Source organism: Companilactobacillus keshanensis (assembly GCF_003946205.1).
Classification (GTDB): domain Bacteria; phylum Bacillota; class Bacilli; order Lactobacillales; family Lactobacillaceae; genus Companilactobacillus; species Companilactobacillus keshanensis.
Genome location: NZ_RHOS01000002.1, coordinates 26,714 through 48,383, shown reverse-complemented (window position 1 = coordinate 48,383; position 21,670 = coordinate 26,714). Strand labels below are relative to the sequence as shown.

The following is a 21,670-nucleotide window of genomic DNA, read 5'->3' as shown; positions in this document are numbered from 1 at the left end:
TTCTTGTGAGATTCAAAGTTCAAAACGTAAGTCACGATCTATTGTCCGTGGCTATGCCGTATAGAAAAAGCAAAAGTAGAATTTAAGATTCTATTTTTGGTTTTTTTTTGCCTAAAAACAGGTAATAAAAACGTTTTCTTGCAATTTGTAACGAAAATGTAATATTCGGCCTGCGTTTGAACAAATTATATGTTGAGGTGAAAAATTTGACTTATCATAACGTTAATTATGGTGCACACCGTGTTCGTCGTAGTTATGCAAAGATCAAGGAAGTACTTCCACTGCCAAATTTAATAGACATTCAAACAAATTCCTATAACTGGTTCTTAGATGAAGGACTTAAGGATATGTTTGATGACGTTATGCCTATTGATGATTTCGGTGGAAATCTTTCATTAGAGTACGTTGATTACAAACTATTGGAACCTAAATACACAGTTGAAGAAGCAAGACAACATGATGCTAACTTTTCAGCACCATTGCATGTCACGTTGAAATTAACTAACCATGAAACAGGCGAGATCAAAACTCAAGATGTTTTCTTTGGCGATTTTCCAATCATGACAGAACAAGGTACTTTTATTATTAATGGTGCCGAACGTGTTATTGTTTCTCAATTAGTACGTTCACCTGGTATTTACTATAATTCAGATACTGACAAAAATGGGCGTATCAACTTTGGTACAACAGTTATTCCTAACCGTGGTGCCTGGTTAGAATTTGAAACAGATGCTAAAGGTTTAGGATACGTTAGAATCGATAGAACTAGAAAATTACCTATTTCTGAGTTGATCAGATCATTAGGTTTTGGTGCTGATTCTGAAATTCTTGATATCTTTGGTGAAAATGATACTTTGAATTTAACTCTTGAAAAAGATGTTCATAAAGATACAAGTGATTCTCGTGTTGAAGAAGCGTTGAAGGATATTTATGAACGACTCCGTCCTGGCGAACCTAAGACGGCTGATTCATCTCGTTCATTGCTCTATGCTAGATTCTTTGACCCACGTAGATATGATATGGCCTCAGTTGGTCGTTACAAGGTCAACAAGAAGCTCAACATAAAGACAAGACTATTGAACAAGACATTGGCTGAAACACTTGCTGATCCTGATACAGGTGAAGTTATCTTGGCTAAAGATACAGTTCTTGACCGTGAAGCTATGAACAAATTGAGTCCATACCTTAAACGTGAAGATTTCAAGACTGTTACTCTTCAACCATCTGATGAAGGTGTATTGACAGATCCAATTACAGTTCAAATAATTAAAGTTTATTCAGAAGCTGATAACGAAAAAGTTGTTAATATGATCGGTAATGGTCATATTGATGCCAAGCTTCGTGTTATTACACCTGCCGATATCTTGGCTGGTATCAACTACTTCTTGAACCTTAAAGAAGATATTGGTAACACTGATGATATTGATCACTTGGGTAACCGTCGTATTCGTTCAGTCGGTGAATTACTTCAAAACCAATTCCGTATTGGTTTATCACGTATGGAACGTGTTGTACGTGAAAGAATGTCTATTCAAGACTCAGCAACTGTTACACCACAACAATTGATCAACATTAGACCAGTTGTTGCTTCAATCAAGGAATTCTTCGGTTCATCACAATTGTCACAGTTCATGGATCAGACAAACCCACTTGGAGAACTAGAACACAAGCGTCGTCTATCTGCTCTTGGACCTGGTGGTTTGACTCGTGATCGTGCTGGATATGAAGTTCGTGACGTTCACTATACTCACTATGGCCGTATGTGTCCTATCGAAACTCCTGAAGGACCTAATATCGGACTTATCAATAATTTGGCCAGTTACGCTATTATCAATGAATATGGTTTCATTGAAACACCATATCGTCGTGTTTCATGGGATACACATAAGGTTACAAATAAAATTGATTATTTAACTGCTGACGAAGAAGATAACTATGTTGTTGCTCAGGCTAATACTAAACTTGAAGAAGATGGTAGTTTCTCTGACAGCACAATTTTGGCTCGTAAAAAAGATGACAATATTGAAACTACACCAGAAAAAGTCGATTACATGGACGTTTCTCCTAAACAAGTAGTTTCTGTTGCTACAGCATGTATTCCTTTCTTGGAAAATGATGACTCGAACCGTGCTTTGATGGGTGCTAACATGCAACGTCAGGCAGTTCCTTTGGTCAATCCACATGCACCACTTGTTGGTACAAGTATGGAATATATTGCTGCTCATGATTCTGGTGCCGCACTTATCGCTAAGAATGATGGTGTTATTGAATATGTTGATGCTAGAAAGATTATCGTTAAACGTAATGATGATGGCACAACTGATGAATATAAAGTAACTAAATTCCGTCGTTCAAATAATGGTAAGAGTTATAACCAAAGACCTATTGCTCGCAAGGGTGAGGAAGTTAAGGCCGGCGATATTATCGCTGATGGTCCTGCTATGGAAAATGGTGAATTAGCTCTTGGACAAAATCCATTGATCGCATTTATGACATGGAATATGTATAACTACGAAGATGCTATCGTTCTTTCAGAAAAATTAGTTCGTGAAGATGCTTATACTTCAATTCATATTGAAGAGTATGAATCAGAAGCACGTGATACAAAACTTGGACCTGAGGAAATCACTCGTGAAATCCCTAATGTTGGTGAAGAATCACTTAAGGATCTTGATGAGTTTGGTATTATTCGTATTGGTGCTGAAGTTCGTGATGGTGACATCTTAGTTGGTAAAGTAACTCCTAAGGGTGTTACAGAATTATCAGCTGAAGAGAGATTGCTACATGCTATCTTTGGTGAAAAAGCTCGTGAAGTTCGTGACACATCACTTCGCGTACCACATGGTGGTGGCGGAATTATTCAAGATGTTAAGGTCTTCACTCGTGAAGCTGGAGATGAATTAGATCCTGGTGTTAATATGATGGTTCGTGTCTATATCACTCAGAAACGTAAGATCCAAGTTGGTGATAAGATGGCCGGACGTCATGGTAACAAAGGTACTGTTTCAATTGTTGTTCCTCAAGAAGATATGCCTTATATGCCAGACGGTACACCAGTTGATATTCTTTTGAACCCAATGGGTGTTCCATCTCGTATGAATATCGGACAAGTACTTGATCTTCACTTAGGAATGGCCGCTAGAAAACTTGGAATTCACGTTGCAACACCTGTTTTTGATGGTGTTCAAGATGATGAACTTTGGGATATCGTTAAAGAAGCTGATATGGATTCAGATGGTAAGTCAACACTTTATGATGGCCGTACTGGTGAACCATTCAAGAACCGTGTATCTGTTGGTGTTATGTACTATATGAAACTAGCTCACATGGTTGATGATAAACTTCATGCTCGTTCAATCGGACCTTACTCACTAGTTACTCAACAACCACTTGGTGGTAAAGCACAATTTGGTGGACAGAGATTTGGTGAAATGGAAGTTTGGGCTCTTGAAGCCTATGGTGCCGCTTATACTCTACAAGAAATTTTGACATACAAGTCAGATGATATCGTAGGTCGTGTAAAGACTTATGAAGCTATTGTTAAGGGTGAAAGTATTCCTAAGCCAGGTGTTCCAGAATCATTCCGTGTTCTTGTTAAAGAATTACAAGCCTTAGGTCTTGATATGAAGGTTCTTGACTCTCACAATAAAGAGATCGAACTTAGAGATATGGATGAAGACGATGATACTGTAAGTATTGACGCACTATCTAAACTCGCAAAACAACAAGAAGAAAAACGTGCAGAAGAAGAAGCCATTGGAAGAATCACAAGATACAACTGCTGACTCACGTACAAAATCAGAAAACTAGTCAAAATAGTGATTAGGGAGGATACCTTTTGATAGACGTTAATAAATTTGAAAGTATGCAAATAGGTTTAGCATCTCCTGACAAGATTCGTAGCTGGTCTTATGGAGAAGTTAAGAAGCCTGAAACAATCAACTACCGTACTTTGAAACCAGAAAAAGATGGTCTATTCGATGAAAGAATTTTTGGACCAACTAAAGACTGGGAATGTGCCTGTGGTAAATACAAACGTATCCGTTATAAGGGTATTGTTTGTGACCGTTGTGGTGTTGAAGTTACTCGTTCAAAGGTTCGTCGTGAACGTATGGCTCACATCGAATTAGCTGCACCAGTTACACATATATGGTACTTCAAGGGAATCCCATCACGTATGGGTCTTGTCTTGGACATGAGTCCTAGAAATCTTGAAGAAGTAATTTACTTTGCTTCATACGTAGTTATCGACCCAGGTGATACAGACCTAGAGAAGAGAACTTTACTAACAGAATCTGAATATCGTAAGAAACGTGAAGAATTTGGTAACAAGTTCGTTGCTAAGATGGGTGCTGAAGGTATCAGAGATTTACTTAGCCAAGTTGATTCGAAGACAGAGATTAAAGAATTACGTGAAACTCTTAAAACTGCTCAAGGTCAAAAGCGTACACGCGCAATTAGACGTTTGGACATTCTTAGTGCTTTTGCTAAGTCTGGTAACAAACCGGAGTGGATGGTAATGGAAGCAATTCCTGTTATCCCACCTGATTTAAGACCAATGGTTCAACTAGAAGGTGGCCGTTTTGCCACATCTGATTTGAATGATTTGTACCGTCGTGTTATCAACCGTAATAATCGTTTGAAGAGATTGTTGGATCTTCATGCTCCAAATATTATTGTTCAAAATGAAAAGAGAATGCTTCAAGAAGCTGTTGATGCGTTGATCGATAATGGTCGTCGTGGCCGTCCTGTTACAGGACCTGGTAACCGTCCATTGAAGTCACTTTCACATATGCTTAAAGGTAAGCAAGGACGTTTCCGTCAAAACTTACTTGGTAAACGTGTTGATTATTCAGGACGTTCAGTTATCGATGTTGGTCCTACATTGAAGTTCTATCAATGTGGATTGCCTCGTGAAATGGCTTTGGAATTGTTCAAACCATTCGTAATGCATGAATTAGTTAAACGTGAGATTGCTTCAAACGTTAAAAATGCTAGAAGAAAGATTGATCGTCAAGATGACGATATCTGGGATGTACTTGAAGATGTAATCAAAGAACGTCCAGTTCTACTTAACCGTGCTCCTACACTTCATAGACTTGGTATCCAAGCCTTTGAACCTGTTTTAGTTGATGGTAAGTCGATCCGTCTTCACCCACTAGCATGTGAAGCTTATAATGCCGATTTTGATGGGGATCAGATGGCTGTCCACGTTCCTCTATCAGATGAAGCTCAAGCTGAAGCACGTATGTTAATGCTTGCTGCTCACCATATTCTTGCTCCTAAAGATGGTAAACCTATCGTTACACCATCACAGGATGTTGTTTTGGGTAACTACTACTTAACAATTGAAACAAGACATATGACTGGCGAAGGTAAGATCTTTACTGATGCCAATGAAGTACAAACTGCACTTCTAAATGGTGATGTACATTACCATACAAGAATTGGTTTAGCTGTTGACTCAATGCCAAATAAACCATTTAGTGATGATCAAAGAAATAAAATCATAGTTACAAGTGTTGGTAAAGTAATCTTTAACGAAATTCTTCCGGAAGATTTCCCATACTTGAATGAACCTACTGATGATAATTTGACAAATGGTGTTCCTGATAAGTATTTCTTGGAGAAAGGTGAGAACATTCAAGATAAACTTGATGAAATGGAACTTGTTGATCCATTGAAGAGTGGTTACTTGAGTGATATCATTGCCCAAATCTTTAAGACATACCGTGTTCAAAGAACATCTTCATTACTTGATGATATGAAGGAATTAGGTTATACAATCTGTACACTTTCTGGACTAACAGTTGGTGTTACCGATGTTCCTAACTTAACTGAAAAGCCTGAAATCGTCGAAAAGGCCCACAAACAAGTTGCTTCAATTTCTAAGCAATTCCGTCGTGGACTTATCACTGATGAAGAACGACATGACCGTGTTATCAGTGTTTGGAACGATACTAAGGATGAAATTCAACAATTATTGATCGATTCCTTTGATCCAACAAACCCTATCTCAATGATGTCTGATTCAGGTGCCCGTGGTAATATCTCAAACTTTACACAGCTTGCTGGTATGCGTGGACTTATGGCCGCCCCTAATGGTGGTATGATGGAAATCCCTGTTATTTCAAACTTCCGTGAAGGCCTATCTGTTTTGGAAATGTTCATGTCAACTCACGGTGCCCGTAAAGGTATGACCGATACAGCCTTGAAGACCGCCAACTCAGGTTATTTAACACGTCGTCTAGTTGATGTTGCTCAAGATGTTATCGTACGTGAAGAAGATTGTGGTACTGACCGTGGACTTCTAGTAAGTTCAATTATGGAAGGTACAGATATGATCGAACCATTGTATGACCGTCTAGTTGGACGTTATACACAAAAGACCGTCAAGGATCCTGAAACTGGTGAAGTTCTAGCTGCTCGTGGAGTACTTATGGATGAAACCTTAGCTCAAAAGATCGTTGATGCAGGTGTTAAAGAAGTAACAATTCGTTCAGCATTTACATGTGATACAAAACATGGTGTATGTAAGAAGTGTTACGGTAGAAACCTTGCTACTGGTGAAGAAGTTGAAATTGGTGAGGCAGTTGGTACTGTTGCTGCTCAATCAATCGGTGAACCAGGTACACAGCTTACTATGCGTAACTTCCATACCGGTGGTGTTGCTGGTGGTGACGATATTACACAAGGACTTCCTCGTGTTCAAGAAATCGTTGAAGCTAGAAACCCTAAAGGTCTTGCAGTTATTTCTGAGGTTGACGGTACTATTACTGCTATCGATGAGAATCCTGCTGAACGTACTAAAGAAATCACTGTCGAAGGTTTAATTGATACTAGATCTTATAGTGTTCCTTATACATCAAGTGTTGCGGTCGCCGAAGGTGACCATGTTGACCGTGGTGGTAAGTTGACACAAGGTTCAATTGATCCTAAGGAATTGGTCAAAGTTACAAATGTTCAAACAACAGAAAATTACTTACTTGCTGAAGTTCAAAAGGTTTACCGTATGCAAGGTGTTGATATTTCTGATAAGCATTTCGAGGTTATGATCAGACAAATGCTACGTAAAATCAGAATTCTTGACCCTGGTGATACAGATGTCTTACCTGGTCAATTAATGGATATTTCCCAATTTACAGATCACAACCGTGAAACATTGTTTAACGGTGGTATTCCTGCAACTGGTCGTCCAGTATTGCTTGGTATTACTAAAGCTTCACTTGAAACAAACAGTTTCTTGTCAGCTGCTTCCTTCCAGGAAACAACGAGAGTTCTTACTGATGCATCTATCAGAGGTAAGAATGATCCACTTCTTGGACTTAAAGAGAATGTTATCATTGGTAAACTTATTCCTGCTGGTACTGGTATGGCTAAGTACAACCACATGGAACCAAAGAAGACTGGTCCTATGGCTGATAATTCAATCAATGGAGCATATACGATTTCTGATATTGAAGCTCAAATGAAAGCCGAAGATGCAACACATCCCGGTAAATAGTTAAAAAGACAACCAAACGGTTGTCTTTTTTTTATACCCTAAATGTGCTATTTTTTTAGTGAACAAAAGGAGAAAAATATGGCTAAGCAACAGCTTGAATTTAAGAATAGTAAATTTGAAATTGAAACTTATTGGTTAGATCCGCTGGGGGACTATGAAAATGAACCTAAAAAACCTTTAGCAATAATCTGTCCTGGTGGAGCATATAAATTTATTGCTGGACGTGAAGCACAACCGATAGCTTTGAAGTTTGCTTCAGAGGGAATACATGCAATCGTTTTTGATTATCCATTGATATCTGACGAGCGACCAGTTTATCCGTTGGTTTTACAAGAGCTTGCCACTTTATTGAACTGGGTCAAGGATCAGGCCGATATGCATAATATCGATTTGGATAAAGTTTTGTTAGTTGGGTTCTCCGCGGGAAGTCACATTGTCGCTAACTTTAATACGTTAATGACCAACGAAAAGACTCGAGCCAAAATTTTTGACGAAGAAATAATGGTCCAACCAACGGCTAATATCATTGGGTATCCGGTTATTGATCTGACATTAGGATGGCCTGAAGAGGATTGGGCTATGAAAATCAGTCCAGATATCTTTTATTGGCAGGCGCAAGAACATTTAACACAGGATTCTAAGCCAACATTTATTTGGCAAACCGTCACAGATCAAACGGTTCCCGTTATGAACTCATTCGTTTATTCTCAAAAAATGGAACTCTTGAAGATACCATATGAATTACATTTATTTGCTTCAGGCGGTCACGGATCATCGTTGGCAACTTATGTTACTCAAGAGCCAGGCAATGAAGATAATGTAAATTTTGCTAATGCAAATTGGTGGGAGTTATGTATCAACTGGTTGAAGGTCAGAAACATTCTACCTAAGAATTAGAATTATGGCTGTAGATATAGTTATGTAAGGGATGAATCTAAATTTACTATTATAAGTGAGATAGAAATTGACCAGACATAGGAAGCAGGCTAGCAGGATTATTTTTAAAATCGAATCAAAACCAACTAGTATTGCTAGGATTGTTAATATTTCAATATCTCCTGAGCCAATACCTTCATATAAGTAATTAAGTAACATTAGTAGTGTATAAACTATCAAAGCTGGGATAAAATATAAGTGCTGAATGTTAAGAATTATTATGGGAACAAACAGCAGGTAGCTGGACAAATAAACGTAACCAAAGAAGTGATCACTGAATGCCAAAAGGGTAAGGACAGTAAAGAGTGATGTTACGAAAGTGAGATTTTGGTGTGTTAACGAAGCCACCAGCAAAAAGAGTCCACCAACCATTTCAGTTAGCGGATAGAATTTATCAATTGGCTTATTACAAGTTTTACAATTACCTTTAGCTATTAGATAACTCCAGATCGGAATTATTTCAAACCAGTGCAAAGTCCTTTGACAACTATCACATTGTGAACGTCTAATTGGGTCAATATGAGGATATTCATGAGCAATTACTGTTAAAAAGGACACTATACTAGTTCCGAACGTAAAAATTAGAAAGTTGAAAATATAATTCATCTTTTATCACCTCAAAAAGAAATTACGTAAATCATCCCCAAGTTGCATTGACATAGTCATTTTTAGATGATATTCTAGTAGACGTGCTTTTATTGGCAGCAAGGTAAATTGTTTATGAATATAAGCTCATAATGTACACCACTAACGTGGTTTATTATTTTTCCAAAATTGTGAACCACCTGGATGTGTGTACTTAAATTTTTAGGAGGAAACTTTTAATGCCTACAATTAATCAATTAGTTCGTAAAGGCCGTAAGTCAGTCAGTTCGAAGTCAAATTCACCTGCCTTAAACTTCGGTTACAACAGTATGAAGAAAGTTGCTACAAAGAACCCAGCCCCACAAAAACGTGGTGTTGCAACTCGTGTCGGAACAATGACACCTAAAAAGCCTAACTCAGCTTTACGTAAGTATGCTCGTGTTAGACTTTCAAATCTTATTGAAGTTACAGCATACATTCCAGGTGTTGGACATAACTTACAAGAGCATAGTGTTGTTCTTGTCCGTGGTGGCCGTGTTAAAGATCTACCTGGTGTTCGTTATCACGTTGTTCGTGGTGCTTTAGATACTGCCGGTGTTGATGGACGTATGCAAAGTCGTTCAAAATATGGTGCAAAGAAGCCCAAGAAATAATAACAATTAAGAAATAATAACGTAATAACGGAGGAATTTAATATGCGTAAAGGTAGAGCTCCAAAACGCGATGTTTTGCCAGATCCAATGTATAACTCAAAATTAGTAACTCGTTTAATTAATCACTTGATGTACGATGGTAAGAGAGGAACTGCCTCATCAATCTTATATCGCTCATTTGATATCATCAAAGACAAAACTGGTAACGAACCATTGGACGTGTTCGAAGAAGCAATGAACAATGTTATGCCAGTTCTTGAAGTTAAGGCTCGCCGTATCGGTGGTTCTAACTATCAAATCCCTATCGAAGTACGTCCAGATCGTCGTACAACACTAGGTCTACGTTGGATCGTTAGTTATGCTCGTTTACGTGGTGAACACACAATGGACGAACGTCTAGCAAACGAAATTATGGATGCAGCTAACAATACAGGTGCAGCTGTTAAGAAACGTGAAGATACACATAAGATGGCCGATGCTAACCGTGCATTTGCTCATTATCGTTGGTAGAATCTAGTATATTTGAAAGGAGAACTAAGTTTTAATGGCTAATAAACGTGAATTCCCATTAGAAGATACCCGTAACATTGGTATCATGGCTCATATTGATGCTGGTAAGACAACTACAACAGAACGTATTTTGTACTATACCGGTAAAATTCATAAAATTGGTGAAACACATGATGGTGCTTCACAAATGGACTGGATGGCTCAAGAACAAGAACGTGGTATTACTATTACATCAGCCGCTACAACTGCTGAATGGAAGGGTAACCGTATCAATATTATTGATACCCCAGGACACGTTGACTTCACAATGGAAGTTGAACGTTCACTACGTGTTCTAGATGGTTCTATTACAGTTCTTGATGCTCAATCAGGTGTTGAACCTCAAACTGAAAATGTTTGGCGTCAAGCTACAAACTACAGTGTTCCACGTATTGTCTTTGTTAACAAGATGGATAAAATCGGTGCTAACTTTGACTACTCAGTACAAACACTTCATGATAGATTAAATGCTAATGCACATGCTGTGCAAATGCCTATCGGTGCTGAAGATAACTTCGAAGGTGTTATCGACTTGATCGAAATGAAAGCCGATTTATATGACGAAGATGAATTAGGTACAAAGTGGGATACAGTTGATGTTCCTGATGAATATCTAGAAAAAGCTAAAGAAAAACGTGCTGAATTAGTTGAATCAGTTGCTGACGTTGATGATGACATCATGGAGAAATACCTTGATGGTGCTGAAATCAGTAATGATGAACTACGTACAGCAATCAGAAAAGCTACTATTGCTTTGAAATTCTTCCCAGTTCTTGCAGGTTCTGCCTTCAAGAATAAGGGTGTTCAAATGTTAATGGATGCTGTTGTTGATTACTTACCTTCACCACTTGAAGTTCGTCCATACAATGCCACAGATCCTAAAGATGAGAGCCAAGTAGAACTTATGGCTGATGACAGCAAACCATTTGCTGGATTAGCATTTAAGATTGCTACTGACCCATTCGTTGGTCGTCTAACATACATCCGTGTATATAGAGGGACATTGGAATCTGGCTCATATGTATTGAACGCTTCTAAAGACAAGCGTGAACGTGTTGGTCGTTTGCTACAAATGCATTCTAACCACCGTAAGGAAATCCCAGAAGTATTCTCAGGTGATATCGCTGCTGTTATCGGTTTGAAGAATACTACAACTGGTGATTCACTAACTGATCCTGATGATCCATTGATTCTTGAATCATTGGATATTCCAGATCCAGTTATCCAAGTTTCTATCGAACCTGATTCAAAGGAAGATAGAGACAAGATGGATATTGCTATCCAAAAACTATCTGAAGAAGATCCTACTTTCCAAGCTGAAACAAATCCTGAAACAGGTGAAACTCTTATCTCTGGTATGGGTGAACTTCACTTGGATATCATGGTTGACCGTATGAAACGTGAGTTCAAGGTTGCATGTAAAGTTGGTGAGCCACAAGTTGCTTATCGTGAAACATTTACACAACCAACAAGTGCTCAAGGTAAGTTCGTTCGTCAATCAGGTGGTAAAGGTCAATATGGTGATGTTTGGGTTGAATTTACACCAAACGAAGAAGGAAAAGGTTTCGAGTTCGAAGATGCCATCGTCGGTGGTGTTGTTCCTCGTGAATACATTCCTTCAGTTGAACAAGGTTTGAAGGAATCAATGGAAAATGGTGTTCTTGCCGGATATCCATTGATCGATGTTAAGGCTAAGTTATATGATGGTTCATATCACGAAGTCGATTCATCAGAAGCTGCCTTCAAGATCGCTGCTTCAATCGCTTTACGTAACGCTGCTAAGTCAGCTGGTGCGGTAATTCTTGAACCTATTATGAAGGTTGAAGTTGTTGCTCCAGAAGAATATCTTGGTGATGTTATGGGACAAATTACTGCTCGTCGTGGACGTGTTGAAGGTATGGAAGCTCGTGGTAACGCTCAACTCGTTAACTCGTTCGTTCCACTTTCAGAAATGTTCGGTTACGCTACAACACTTCGTTCAGCTACACAAGGCCGTGGTACTTTCACAATGGTATTTGACCATTACGAAAAAGTTCCTAAGTCAATTCAAGCTGATATTATCAAGAAGAATGGCGGAAACCCAGAAGAATAGTTATTAAAAAACAACCTGAAAAATTCAGGTTGTTTTTTTGTGTCTAAAAATGGAAATTAAATTTATTTCTATTTTTAACGGATTTTAATAAAAATAGGGAAATTATTATAAATATCAATGCTTCTATAATAGAATAGAAATAATCATCGATGGTTACTTTGCCAGTCATAATTTGACTTCCTGATGAAGCAAAAGCAAAAATATCAATCAACGAATGAATGATGACGGGACCAAAGAACCAATCAGTATACAGATAGATAGAAGATAAGAACGCTCCTAAGGCAATTGCGAATAAGACCTGCAGGATCGTATTGTTGATACTTTGTCCAACACTGGTATTAGGCAGATGAATCAGACCAAATAACAAACTACTTAAGAAAACTCCATAGTAAACTTTGAACCGACTGTTTTTAAACACAGACAATAGAATCGTTAGTATAGCAAAACGAAAGGTCAACTCTTCAGCAATACCTGCCTCCAAACCACTTAAAATATTTGTAGCCGTAAAGTGAGCATGAAAATCATATGAAATAAAGAGGTTTAGCAAATTAGTTCCAGAGCCAAACCCATTCCAAATGGTGAACCAAATACTGAAGATCCCAAGAGCAATCAAAACTTTTAAATTACTTTGTCGAGCAAGTACAATTTTAGGTAATTGATAATCCCAAGCATACATAGCGATGAGGATAATTGTCATAAAGATCAGTGCACCAAGAAACGACGAGTTTGATAGAACTTTGATTATTGGATTATTGACGATGCTTGTATCCATAGTCATTACGTCAAGAGAGCTCAGTCCGTTAAACACGAAAAGAAAAAGTGTAATAATCACCTGCATAGTTTTAGTTTTTATTTCAGCAATTAAGACGACGGTGTAAGGAATGTACATGATGATCGCGTAAATTAAGAGAAAAATGATCAATTCGGAATTCCAGTTATAAATAGTAGACTGAATCAAGAAAGAAATACTGACTGGAATAAAGATTGCTTGAAATATTATTTGAAAGCAACGATTTATTTTGACCAGTTTCTTCCTATTAGAATCAACTGGAATGAGCAAAGCCAGAAGATTTAATAGTACAAGGATAAAGAGCCCGATTTTATGCTGCTGAATTCCAAAACCTAAAGCAATAAAACCGTTGATGAAAATTTGAATCCTAAAGATTAAACTTGAAATTGCTTTGATAGGATAGGACATGAAAGCCTCCTTTTCTTTGACGCACTAATTATCGCATAGTTTTATATAAAATTATCTGAAGAAAATTTTCGAGTTAATATTGTTAATTGCCTTGAAAAGGACAAAATAATCGTGTATTATTATAAAAGTGCTTATTTCAAAAAGAAGTATGTGCCCATTGGTATTTAAATAAATATCGACGGCTTAGAAGTGAAAGGTTGCGACACACCCGGCCGCTTTGCCACGGCAGGGTTGGCGGATATTTTCACGGAGCCGGTCATCTTGAAAGAGAGAAAAAGGAGGTAACCCCATGGCAAGTCAAAAAATTCGCATTCGTTTAAAGGCTTATGAGCATCGTATTCTAGATCAATCAGCTGATAAAATTGTGGAAACAGCAAAAAGAACTGGAGCAACAATTTCAGGTCCAATTCCATTGCCTACAGAACGTTCACTATATACAGTGTTGAGTTCACCACATAAGCATAAGGATTCTAGAGAACAATTCGAAATGCGTACACATAAGAGACTTATTGACATTGTTAACCCATCACCAAAGACGGTAGATTCACTTATGAAGTTGGATCTCCCATCTGGTGTGGATATTGAAATTAAATTATAATTATTAAAAATAAATTATTGGAGGTGCAAACATGGCCAGAAAAGGAATTCTTGGTAAAAAAGTCGGAATGACTCAGATTTTCACTGATAACGGCGAACTTGTTCCAGTTACAGTTATTGAAGCTGAACCAAACGTTGTTATGCAAGTTAAAACAGTTGAAACTGATGGTTATGAGGCTGTTCAATTAGGTTTGGAAGATCGTCGTGAAGTATTGACGAACAAACCTGCCAAAGGTCATGCAGAAAAGGCAAACACAACTCCTAAACATTACATTCGCGAATTCCGCGATGTTGAAATGGGAGATTACGAATTAGGTGGAGAAGTTAAAGCTGACACATTTAATTCAGGTGATATTGTCGACGTTACAGGTATTTCAAAAGGACACGGTTTCCAAGGTAACATTAAGAGATTTGGACAAGCTCGTGGACCAGAAACTCACGGTTCTAGATATCACCGTGTGCCCGGTTCAATGGGTGCCATCATTAACCGTGTTTTCAAGGGTAAGATGCTACCAGGACGTATGGGTAACAACCGTGTTACAACACAAAATCTTGCAATTGTAAAAGTTGATGCTGAACGTAATGCAATTATGATCAAGGGTAATGTACCCGGAGCAAACAATTCATTAGTTAAAATTCAAACAGCTGTTAAAGCTAATCAAAAATAGGAAGGAGGAAATGAGTTATGACAAAAATCACAGCTTATAAAGATAGCGGTGCTGAGAACGGTACTGTAGAAGCAAATGATTCAATCTTTGGTATCGAACCAAACGACAACGTAGTTACAGATGCAGTTATTATGCAACGTGCCTCATTAAGACAAGGTACACATGATGTTAAAAACCGCTCTGAAGTTCGTGGTGGTGGTAAGAAACCATGGCGCCAAAAGGGAACTGGACGTGCTCGTCAAGGTTCCATCAGATCCCCTCAATGGGTAGGTGGTGGTGTCGTATTCGGCCCTACACCAAGATCTTATTCATATCGTCTTCCTAGAAAAGTTAGCCGTTTGGCATTGAAGTCTGTACTTTCACAAAAAGCTGCTGACGGTAACCTAATCGTTATTGACTCAATTTCATACGACAAACCAAGTACAAAGAACTTTGCACAATTACTTAATAAAGTAGGTGCTGACAAAGCTCTTGTAGTTGTCGAAGATGGTAATGACAACGTTGCTTTATCTGCAAGAAACATTGAGAAAGTTAAAGTTGTAGCACCAGAAGGTGTAAACGTACTTGACGTTATTAACGCCAATAAGTTAGTTGTTACAAAAGCAGCACTTTCTAAGATTGAGGAGGTGCTTGGATAATGAGCGCAAGAGACGTAATTATTCGCCCAGTTATCACTGAAAGTTCAATGGACGCCATGAGCGACAAGAAATACACATTTGATGTAGCTGTTGACGCAAACAAGGTACTTGTAAGACAAGCCATTGAAGAAATTTTCGGTGTTAAGGTTAAAAAAGTAAATATTATGAATGTTTCTGGTAAGAAGAAGCGCCAAGGTCGTTATGTTGGTTTAACAGCAAAACGTCGTAAGGCTATCATTACTCTTACAGATGATTCAGATGAAATTAAGATTTTTGATGAAGAATAAATAAGGAGGTCAAATAATGGCGATTATCAAGTATAAACCAACCACAAACGGTCGTCGTAATATGACTGGTTCTGACTTTGCGGAGATCACTAAGACAACTCCTGAAAAGACACTGTTAGAGTCACAAAACCATACAGCTGGTCGTAATTCATACGGTCATATTACAGTACGTCATCGTGGCGGTGGTCACAAACAAAAATACCGTATTATCGATTTCAAACGATTAAAAGACGGTGTTAAAGCTACAGTTAAGTCAATTGAATATGATCCTAACCGTACAGCTAATATTGCTTTACTACACTACTCAGATGGTGTTAAGTCATATATCTTAGCTCCTAAGGGTCTAGAAGTTGGACAAGTTATCGAATCAGGTGTCGATGCAGATATCAAACCAGGTAACGCACTTCCACTAGAAAATATTCCAGTTGGTACAATTCTTCACAACGTTGAATTAAAACCCGGTAAGGGTGGTCAACTAGGCCGTTCTGCTGGTACATCAATTCAATTGCTTGGTAGAGATGGTAAGTATTCATTACTTCGTTTACCTTCAGGTGAAGTTCGTATGATTCTTTCTAAATGCCGTGCTTCTGTCGGTGCTATCGGAAATGAACAACACGAATTGATCAAGATTGGTAAAGCTGGTCGTAAACGCTGGCAAGGATTCAGACCTACAGTTCGTGGTTCAGTTATGAACCCTAACGATCACCCACACGGTGGTGGTGAAGGTAAAGCTCCTATCGGTCATCCATCACCAATGTCACCATGGGGTAAGAAGACCTTAGGTAAGAAGACTCGTTCATCACATGCCAAATCTGAAAAGCTTATCATTCGTCATAGAAAAGGTAAGTAATTATTTCATTAGAATAATATAAGGAGGACATAAGATGAGTCGTAGTTTAAAAAAAGGACCATTTGCTGATGCACATTTGATGAAAAAGATCGAAGCACAAGCAGATTCTGACAAGAAGTCAGTTATCAAGACATGGTCAAGACGTTCAACAATTTTTCCTAATTTCGTAGGATATACAATCGCAGTTCATGATGGTCGTAAGCATGTTCCAGTTTACATCCAAGAAGACATGGTTGGACACAAGTTAGGTGAATTTGTACCTACACGTACATTCCATGGTCATGGTACAGACGATAAGAAGACAAAGAAGTAATAAGAAGGGAGACTTAAAAGATGGCAGAACAAGAAATTACATCTGCAACAGCCAGAGTAAAAAATGTTCGTATTGCACCTCGCAAAGCTCGCCTTGTTATTGATTTAATAAGAGGCAAGAATGCTGCTGAGGCACTTGCAATGTTGCAATTCACACCAAGAGCAGGCTCTCCAATTATTGCTAAAGCTCTTAAGTCAGCAATTGCAAATGCAGAACATAACTTTGATTTAGATGCCCAAAACCTATTTGTTAGCGAAGCATTCGTTAATGAAGGACCAACTTTGAAGCGTTTCCGCCCAAGAGCTAAGGGTTCAGCATCACCAATCAATAAGAGAACAAGTAGTATCACTGTTGTAGTAAGTGAAAAAAATTAGTATTGGAGGTAATTTGAGTGGGTCAGAAGATTAATCCAGTTGGATTCCGTGTCGGCGTTATTCGCGACTGGGATGCAAAATGGTACGCAGAAAAAGACTTTTCAACATTTTTACATGAAGACCTTAGAATTCGTAAGTATATTGAAGATAAACTTTCAAATGCTTCCGTTTCAAGAATTGAAATCGAACGTACTGCAAAGAACGTTACTGTTTCAATTCATACCGCAAAACCAGGAATGGTTATCGGTAAGGGTGGTTCAGAAGTTGAAAAATTACGTAATGAACTAAATAAGCTAGTTAACAGAAACATTCACATTAATATTATTGAAATTAAGAAGCCTGATTTAGATGCAAAACTTGTTGGTGAGAACATTGCTCGTCAACTAGAAGCTCGTATCGCATTCAGACGCGCACAACGTCAAGCCGTTCAACGTACAAGACGTGCAGGTGCTAAAGGTATTAAAGTTCAAATTTCTGGTCGTCTAAACGGTGCCGATATGGCTCGTAGAGAATGGCATACAGAAGGAACAGTCCCTCTACATACATTGCGTGCAGATATTGACTACGCATGGGTAGAAGCTGCTACTACATATGGTAATTTAGGTGTTAAAACTTGGATCTACCGTGGTGAAATCCTACCAGCCAAGCCAGTACATAAAGATGCAAAAAACGAAGAGAAAGGAGAATAATCTATGCTAGTACCAAAACGTGTAAAACACCGTCGTGAATTCCGTGGAAAGATGCGCGGAGAAGCTAAGGGTGGTAAAAGTGTTGCCTTTGGTGAATATGGTTTGAAAGCACTCGATTCAAGCTGGATCACTAATAGACAAATTGAAGCAGCCCGTGTTGCTATGACTCGTTACATGAAGCGTGGTGGTAAGGTTTGGATTAAAATCTTCCCTCATAAATCATACACCGCTAAGGGTGTTGGAGTTCGTATGGGTTCTGGTAAGGGTGCACCTGCAGGTTGGGTTGCCCCAGTAAAACGTGAGAAAATCTTGTTTGAAATCGGTGGAGTTCCTGAAGAAGTTGCTCGTGAAGCCTTGAGACTTGCATCTCACAAATTGCCAGTTAGAACAAAGTTTGTAAAACGTGAGGAAGTAGGTGGCGCTGATGAAGGCTAGTGAAATCAAAGAGCTAACTGCTGCTCAATTACAAGATAAAGTTAAAGAATATAAAGAAGAACTTTTCAACTTGCGCTTCCAACAAGCCACAGGCCAATTGGAAAATACAGCTCGTTTAAATGCTGTTAGAAAGAACATTGCAAGATTAAGAACTGTTCAAAACCAACAGAACAACGATAAATAATAAACAGGAAGGGAGATATCAAGTTGAGCGAAAAACAAGAAGACCGTAACAGTCGTAAAGTATATCAAGGACGCGTTGTTTCAGATAAGATGGACAAGACAATTGTTGTTGTTGTTGAAACATACAAGAAGCATCCAGTTTATAAGAAGCGTGTAAGATATTCAAAGAAGTACTACGTTCAAGATGAGAATAACGAAGCTAAGGTTAACGATGTTGTACGTATCATGGAAACTCGACCTTTGTCAAAGACAAAGCGCTTCCGTTTATTAGATATCGTCGAGAAAGCAGTTATTATCTAGTTTAAAACTGATGAGAGGAGGACCAAGAAGTGATTCAACAAGAAAGTCGTCTAAAAGTTGCAGATAACTCTGGAGCTCGTGAAATTCTAACTATTAAAGTTCTTGGTGGTTCAAACCGTAAGACAGCTAACATCGGAGATGTTATTGTTGCTACTGTTAAACAAGCAACACCAGGTGGCGTTGTTAAAAAGGGTGACGTCGTTAAGGCAGTTATCGTAAGAACTGTATCCGGTGCTCACCGTACAGATGGTTCTTACATCAGATTTGATGAAAATGCTGCGGTTATTATTAACGCTGATAAGACACCTAGAGGAACTCGTATTTTCGGACCTGTTGCTCGTGAATTACGTGATAATGATTTTATGAAGATCGTATCATTAGCACCAGAAGTTCTATAAAAAGATCAATATAATTCAGGAGGTGCTGAATAGTGTTTGTAAAAACTGGAGACAATGTTGTCGTTATTGCCGGTGATAGCAAAGGTACACAAGGCGTAGTTAAAAAGGCTTTGCCACGTGAAAACAAAGTTATCGTTGCAGGTGTGAATGTCGTTAAGAAGCATTCAAAGCCAAGCAATACACAACCTCAAGGCGGAATCGCTGATGTTGAGAAAGCTATTAGCGTAACTAACGTAAAAGTTGTAAAGAAATCGTCTGATAAAGAAGACAAGTAAGAAAGGAGAAAACTAAATGGCTAATGCATTAAAAGAAATGTATGTAAAAGAAATTACACCATCAATGATGGAAAAATTCAATTACACATCTAACATGCAAACACCAAAGATTGACAAGATCGTTTTAAACATGGGTGTTGGTGATGCTATTGCTAACTCAAAGAATCTTGATGAAGCAGTAGAAGAATTAGGTCTTATATCTGGTCAAAAACCTTTGATCACAAAGGCTAAGAAATCTATCGCCGGATTCAGATTACGTGAAGGTATGTCAATCGGTGCTAAGGTTACACTTCGTGGTGACCGTATGTATGACTTCCTTGACAAGTTAATTAATATCGCTTTACCTCGTGTTCGTGATTTTCACGGTGTAGGTACTCGTTCATTCGATGGTCGTGGTAACTATACACTAGGTATTAAAGAACAATTGGTTTTCCCAGAAATCGATTATGATAAGGTTAACAAAATTCGTGGATTGGACATCGTTATTGTTACAACAGCTGACACCGATGAAGAATCACGTGAATTATTATCACAATTAGGAATGCCATTTTCAAAATAATTAATGGAGGTCAAATTCAATGGCTAAGAAGTCTCAAGTAGTACGTAATCACAGACCTGCTAAGTTCTCTTCACAAGAGTACACACGTTGCGAACGTTGTGGTCGTCCACATTCTGTATATCGTAAGTTCAAGCTTTGCCGTGTTTGCCTTCGCGAATTGGCCCATAAAGGTCAAATTCCTGGCATGAGAAAAGCTAGTTGGTAAGATATTAAAAGAGGAGGTAAAATAAATGGTCATGACAGATCCTATTGCGGATTTTCTTACAAGAATCCGTAACGCAAATATGGTTAAACATGAGTCTCTAGAAGTTCCTGCTTCAAACATTAAGAAGAGCATGACAGAGATCTTGAAGAATGAAGGATTTATCAAAGATTACGAAATCATTGAAGATAACAAACAAAATGTTATTCGTATCGTCTTAAAGTATGGTAAGGATCAACAACGTGTAATTACTGGTTTGAAACGTATTTCAAGACCCGGTTTACGTAGTTATGTAGATTCAGATAATGTACCTAAGGTCCTTAATGGATTAGGTATTGCTATCCTTTCAACATCAAAAGGTGTTGTAACTGACAAACAAGCCCGAGCACAACGTGTTGGTGGCGAAGTTCTTGCATATATTTGGTAAAATTTTTAAAAGATAAGGAGGTGCACGAATTTGAGTCGTATCGGTTATAAAGTAATTGAAATCCCTGAAGGAGTTACAATTACTAAAAAAGATGAAGATATTACTGTTAAAGGCCCTAAGGGTGAATTAACAAGACATTTTGAACCAAAAATCAAGTTAACTCTTGAAGGTAACGAAGCTAAGTTCGATCGTGAAAGTGATAATGATAAAGCCCTTCACGGAACAATGCGTTCAAACCTTAACAACATGGTTCTTGGTGTTACTGAAGGTTTCGAAAAGAAGCTTGAACTTAGAGGTGTTGGTTACCGTGCACAAGTTAAGGGTGACACACTAACACTTTCTGTTGGTTTCTCACATCCTGTAGTTATGGATGCACCTAAGGGCATCAAGATTGAATCACCTTCAAATACTGAAATCAATATTTCTGGTATCAGTAAACAAAGGGTTGGCCAATTTGCTGCCATTATCCGCGACGTACGTCCCCCAGAACCATATAAGGGTAAAGGTATTCGTTATGTTGATGAATACGTTCGTCGTAAAGAAGGTAAAACTGGTAAATAGTAAATAATTAGTATGAGGTGAAAATTGTGATTTCTAAACCAGATAAAAATAAAGCACGTCAAAAGCGCCAAAAACGTGTGCGTGCCAAGATTTCTGGTACTGCTGAGCGCCCACGCTTAAACGTTTTCCGTTCTAATAAAAACATTTACGCTCAAGTAATTGATGACGTAAAGGGTGTAACGCTAGCAAGTGCCTCATCTCTTGATAAAGAGGTAAAAGACGGTTCTAAAGTTGATGAAGCTTCAACCGTTGGTGCATTAGTTGCCAAAAGAGCACAAGATGCTAAAGTCAGTGAAGTTGTCTTTGATCGTGGCGGATATATCTACCATGGTCGTGTACAAAGTCTTGCTGAAGCAGCTCGTGAAAATGGGCTAAAATTCTAGAAGGAGGAAACCAA

The 21,670-nt window shown here is 38.3% G+C and carries 26 protein-coding genes; 24 read left to right on the top strand and 2 right to left on the bottom strand.

The genetic code is table 11. The features are described 5' to 3' along the window. Positions 1 to 206 precede the first annotated feature (206 nt). From rpoB to EKM64_RS01540, 3 genes are all read left to right on the top strand, one after another. The gene (gene rpoB / locus EKM64_RS01550; protein ID WP_125674896.1) at positions 207 to 3,785 is read left to right on the top strand and encodes a DNA-directed RNA polymerase subunit beta; all 3,579 of its coding nucleotides are present in this window, start codon (positions 207 to 209) and stop codon (positions 3,783 to 3,785) included. A 53-nt stretch (positions 3,786 to 3,838) separates the two neighbouring features. After that, positions 3,839 to 7,504, top strand: a complete 3,666-nt coding sequence (gene rpoC / locus EKM64_RS01545; RefSeq protein ID WP_125674894.1) for a DNA-directed RNA polymerase subunit beta' — start codon at positions 3,839 to 3,841, stop codon at positions 7,502 to 7,504. Between the two features lie 78 nt (positions 7,505 to 7,582). Continuing rightward, the gene (locus EKM64_RS01540) at positions 7,583 to 8,401 is read left to right on the top strand and encodes an alpha/beta hydrolase (RefSeq protein ID WP_125674891.1); all 819 of its coding nucleotides are present in this window, start codon (positions 7,583 to 7,585) and stop codon (positions 8,399 to 8,401) included. On the opposite strand, the gene EKM64_RS11720 is transcribed toward EKM64_RS01540, so the two are convergent. Continuing rightward, positions 8,387 to 9,046 carry a prepilin peptidase gene (locus EKM64_RS11720; protein ID WP_125674888.1) on the bottom strand — a complete coding sequence of 220 codons (660 nt, stop codon included), beginning with the start codon at positions 9,044 to 9,046 and terminating at the stop codon, positions 8,387 to 8,389. The genes EKM64_RS01540 and EKM64_RS11720 overlap by 15 nt on opposite strands. Before the next feature lie 218 nt (positions 9,047 to 9,264). Between EKM64_RS11720 and rpsL the strand changes: the two genes are divergently transcribed. The 3 genes from rpsL to fusA are packed head-to-tail and all read left to right on the top strand — an operon-like array spanning position 9,265 to position 12,319. Beyond that, positions 9,265 to 9,678 carry a 30S ribosomal protein S12 gene (rpsL, locus tag EKM64_RS01530; RefSeq protein ID WP_125593333.1) on the top strand — a complete coding sequence of 138 codons (414 nt, stop codon included), beginning with the start codon at positions 9,265 to 9,267 and terminating at the stop codon, positions 9,676 to 9,678. A 42-nt stretch (positions 9,679 to 9,720) separates the two neighbouring features. Beyond that, positions 9,721 to 10,188 (top strand): 30S ribosomal protein S7, encoded by a 468-nt coding sequence (gene rpsG / locus EKM64_RS01525; protein ID WP_057766372.1) that lies wholly within the window; start codon positions 9,721 to 9,723, stop codon positions 10,186 to 10,188. Between the two features lie 34 nt (positions 10,189 to 10,222). Next, positions 10,223 to 12,319 carry an elongation factor G gene (gene fusA, locus EKM64_RS01520; protein WP_125674886.1) on the top strand — a complete coding sequence of 699 codons (2,097 nt, stop codon included), beginning with the start codon at positions 10,223 to 10,225 and terminating at the stop codon, positions 12,317 to 12,319. A gap of 43 nt (positions 12,320 to 12,362) precedes the next feature. On the opposite strand, the gene EKM64_RS01515 is transcribed toward fusA, so the two are convergent. Beyond that, entirely contained in the window at positions 12,363 to 13,517 is a 1,155-nt protein-coding gene (locus EKM64_RS01515) for a CPBP family intramembrane glutamic endopeptidase (RefSeq protein ID WP_125674884.1), read from the bottom strand. A gap of 289 nt (positions 13,518 to 13,806) precedes the next feature. Between EKM64_RS01515 and rpsJ the strand changes: the two genes are divergently transcribed. Genes rpsJ through rplR form a run of 18 tightly spaced genes read left to right on the top strand, consistent with a single transcriptional unit; the run spans position 13,807 to position 21,656 of the window. Continuing rightward, on the top strand, positions 13,807 to 14,115 hold the full coding sequence (gene rpsJ / locus EKM64_RS01510) for a 30S ribosomal protein S10 (RefSeq protein WP_125593336.1): 309 nt from the start codon (positions 13,807 to 13,809) through the stop codon (positions 14,113 to 14,115). Positions 14,116 to 14,146: 31 nt separating this feature from the next. After that, positions 14,147 to 14,782 carry a 50S ribosomal protein L3 gene (gene rplC / locus EKM64_RS01505; protein WP_125593337.1) on the top strand — a complete coding sequence of 212 codons (636 nt, stop codon included), beginning with the start codon at positions 14,147 to 14,149 and terminating at the stop codon, positions 14,780 to 14,782. A 17-nt stretch (positions 14,783 to 14,799) separates the two neighbouring features. After that, entirely contained in the window at positions 14,800 to 15,420 is a 621-nt protein-coding gene (rplD, locus tag EKM64_RS01500) for a 50S ribosomal protein L4 (protein WP_125674882.1), read from the top strand. Further along, positions 15,420 to 15,707 carry a 50S ribosomal protein L23 gene (gene rplW, locus EKM64_RS01495; protein WP_125674880.1) on the top strand — a complete coding sequence of 96 codons (288 nt, stop codon included), beginning with the start codon at positions 15,420 to 15,422 and terminating at the stop codon, positions 15,705 to 15,707. Before rplD ends, rplW begins: the two co-directional genes overlap by 1 nt. A gap of 16 nt (positions 15,708 to 15,723) precedes the next feature. Further along, the gene (rplB, locus tag EKM64_RS01490) at positions 15,724 to 16,557 is read left to right on the top strand and encodes a 50S ribosomal protein L2 (RefSeq protein WP_125674878.1); all 834 of its coding nucleotides are present in this window, start codon (positions 15,724 to 15,726) and stop codon (positions 16,555 to 16,557) included. A gap of 34 nt (positions 16,558 to 16,591) precedes the next feature. Beyond that, the gene (gene rpsS / locus EKM64_RS01485; RefSeq protein WP_125674876.1) at positions 16,592 to 16,870 is read left to right on the top strand and encodes a 30S ribosomal protein S19; all 279 of its coding nucleotides are present in this window, start codon (positions 16,592 to 16,594) and stop codon (positions 16,868 to 16,870) included. Between the two features lie 20 nt (positions 16,871 to 16,890). Further along, positions 16,891 to 17,244 (top strand): 50S ribosomal protein L22, encoded by a 354-nt coding sequence (rplV, locus tag EKM64_RS01480; protein WP_125674873.1) that lies wholly within the window; start codon positions 16,891 to 16,893, stop codon positions 17,242 to 17,244. Positions 17,245 to 17,261: 17 nt separating this feature from the next. Then, on the top strand, positions 17,262 to 17,933 hold the full coding sequence (gene rpsC / locus EKM64_RS01475) for a 30S ribosomal protein S3 (RefSeq protein WP_125674871.1): 672 nt from the start codon (positions 17,262 to 17,264) through the stop codon (positions 17,931 to 17,933). Positions 17,934 to 17,936: 3 nt separating this feature from the next. Further along, on the top strand, positions 17,937 to 18,368 hold the full coding sequence (gene rplP / locus EKM64_RS01470) for a 50S ribosomal protein L16 (RefSeq protein WP_125674869.1): 432 nt from the start codon (positions 17,937 to 17,939) through the stop codon (positions 18,366 to 18,368). Beyond that, positions 18,358 to 18,552 (top strand): 50S ribosomal protein L29, encoded by a 195-nt coding sequence (gene rpmC / locus EKM64_RS01465; RefSeq protein ID WP_125674867.1) that lies wholly within the window; start codon positions 18,358 to 18,360, stop codon positions 18,550 to 18,552. Before rplP ends, rpmC begins: the two co-directional genes overlap by 11 nt. A 23-nt stretch (positions 18,553 to 18,575) precedes the next feature. Beyond that, positions 18,576 to 18,851: a 30S ribosomal protein S17 gene (gene rpsQ / locus EKM64_RS01460; protein WP_125674865.1), complete on the top strand. Its 276-nt coding sequence runs from the start codon at positions 18,576 to 18,578 to the stop codon at positions 18,849 to 18,851. 29 nt (positions 18,852 to 18,880) lie between these two features. Then, on the top strand, positions 18,881 to 19,249 hold the full coding sequence (gene rplN, locus EKM64_RS01455; protein ID WP_057766345.1) for a 50S ribosomal protein L14: 369 nt from the start codon (positions 18,881 to 18,883) through the stop codon (positions 19,247 to 19,249). Positions 19,250 to 19,281: 32 nt separating this feature from the next. After that, positions 19,282 to 19,524 (top strand): 50S ribosomal protein L24, encoded by a 243-nt coding sequence (gene rplX / locus EKM64_RS01450; protein ID WP_125674863.1) that lies wholly within the window; start codon positions 19,282 to 19,284, stop codon positions 19,522 to 19,524. A 16-nt stretch (positions 19,525 to 19,540) separates the two neighbouring features. Continuing rightward, on the top strand, positions 19,541 to 20,083 hold the full coding sequence (rplE, locus tag EKM64_RS01445; RefSeq protein WP_125674861.1) for a 50S ribosomal protein L5: 543 nt from the start codon (positions 19,541 to 19,543) through the stop codon (positions 20,081 to 20,083). A gap of 19 nt (positions 20,084 to 20,102) precedes the next feature. After that, complete coding sequence (locus EKM64_RS01440) at positions 20,103 to 20,288, top strand: type Z 30S ribosomal protein S14 (protein WP_125674859.1); 186 nt, start codon at positions 20,103 to 20,105, stop codon at positions 20,286 to 20,288. 25 nt (positions 20,289 to 20,313) lie between these two features. Next, on the top strand, positions 20,314 to 20,712 hold the full coding sequence (gene rpsH / locus EKM64_RS01435) for a 30S ribosomal protein S8 (protein ID WP_125674857.1): 399 nt from the start codon (positions 20,314 to 20,316) through the stop codon (positions 20,710 to 20,712). Between the two features lie 30 nt (positions 20,713 to 20,742). Further along, entirely contained in the window at positions 20,743 to 21,273 is a 531-nt protein-coding gene (gene rplF / locus EKM64_RS01430) for a 50S ribosomal protein L6 (protein WP_125674855.1), read from the top strand. Between the two features lie 26 nt (positions 21,274 to 21,299). Next, positions 21,300 to 21,656, top strand: a complete 357-nt coding sequence (gene rplR, locus EKM64_RS01425; protein ID WP_125674853.1) for a 50S ribosomal protein L18 — start codon at positions 21,300 to 21,302, stop codon at positions 21,654 to 21,656. Positions 21,657 to 21,670 lie beyond the last annotated feature (14 nt).

Bases quoted from the DNA above. Each gene is read 5' to 3' on its own strand.
- EKM64_RS01540 (WP_125674891.1), top strand. From the start codon at position 7,583: ATGGCTAAGCAACAGCTTGAATTTAAGAATAGTAAATTTGAAATTGAA.
- EKM64_RS11720 (WP_125674888.1), bottom strand. From the start codon at position 9,046: ATGAATTATATTTTCAACTTTCTAATTTTTACGTTCGGAACTAGTATA.
- rpsL (WP_125593333.1), top strand. From the start codon at position 9,265: ATGCCTACAATTAATCAATTAGTTCGTAAAGGCCGTAAGTCAGTCAGT.
- rpsG (WP_057766372.1), top strand. From the start codon at position 9,721: ATGCGTAAAGGTAGAGCTCCAAAACGCGATGTTTTGCCAGATCCAATG.
- fusA (WP_125674886.1), top strand. From the start codon at position 10,223: ATGGCTAATAAACGTGAATTCCCATTAGAAGATACCCGTAACATTGGT.
- EKM64_RS01515 (WP_125674884.1), bottom strand. From the start codon at position 13,517: ATGTCCTATCCTATCAAAGCAATTTCAAGTTTAATCTTTAGGATTCAA.
- rpsJ (WP_125593336.1), top strand. From the start codon at position 13,807: ATGGCAAGTCAAAAAATTCGCATTCGTTTAAAGGCTTATGAGCATCGT.
- rplC (WP_125593337.1), top strand. From the start codon at position 14,147: ATGGCCAGAAAAGGAATTCTTGGTAAAAAAGTCGGAATGACTCAGATT.
- rplD (WP_125674882.1), top strand. From the start codon at position 14,800: ATGACAAAAATCACAGCTTATAAAGATAGCGGTGCTGAGAACGGTACT.
- rplW (WP_125674880.1), top strand. From the start codon at position 15,420: ATGAGCGCAAGAGACGTAATTATTCGCCCAGTTATCACTGAAAGTTCA.
- rplB (WP_125674878.1), top strand. From the start codon at position 15,724: ATGGCGATTATCAAGTATAAACCAACCACAAACGGTCGTCGTAATATG.
- rpsS (WP_125674876.1), top strand. From the start codon at position 16,592: ATGAGTCGTAGTTTAAAAAAAGGACCATTTGCTGATGCACATTTGATG.
- rplV (WP_125674873.1), top strand. From the start codon at position 16,891: ATGGCAGAACAAGAAATTACATCTGCAACAGCCAGAGTAAAAAATGTT.
- rplP (WP_125674869.1), top strand. From the start codon at position 17,937: ATGCTAGTACCAAAACGTGTAAAACACCGTCGTGAATTCCGTGGAAAG.
- rpmC (WP_125674867.1), top strand. From the start codon at position 18,358: ATGAAGGCTAGTGAAATCAAAGAGCTAACTGCTGCTCAATTACAAGAT.
- rplE (WP_125674861.1), top strand. From the start codon at position 19,541: ATGGCTAATGCATTAAAAGAAATGTATGTAAAAGAAATTACACCATCA.
- EKM64_RS01440 (WP_125674859.1), top strand. From the start codon at position 20,103: ATGGCTAAGAAGTCTCAAGTAGTACGTAATCACAGACCTGCTAAGTTC.
- rpsH (WP_125674857.1), top strand. From the start codon at position 20,314: ATGGTCATGACAGATCCTATTGCGGATTTTCTTACAAGAATCCGTAAC.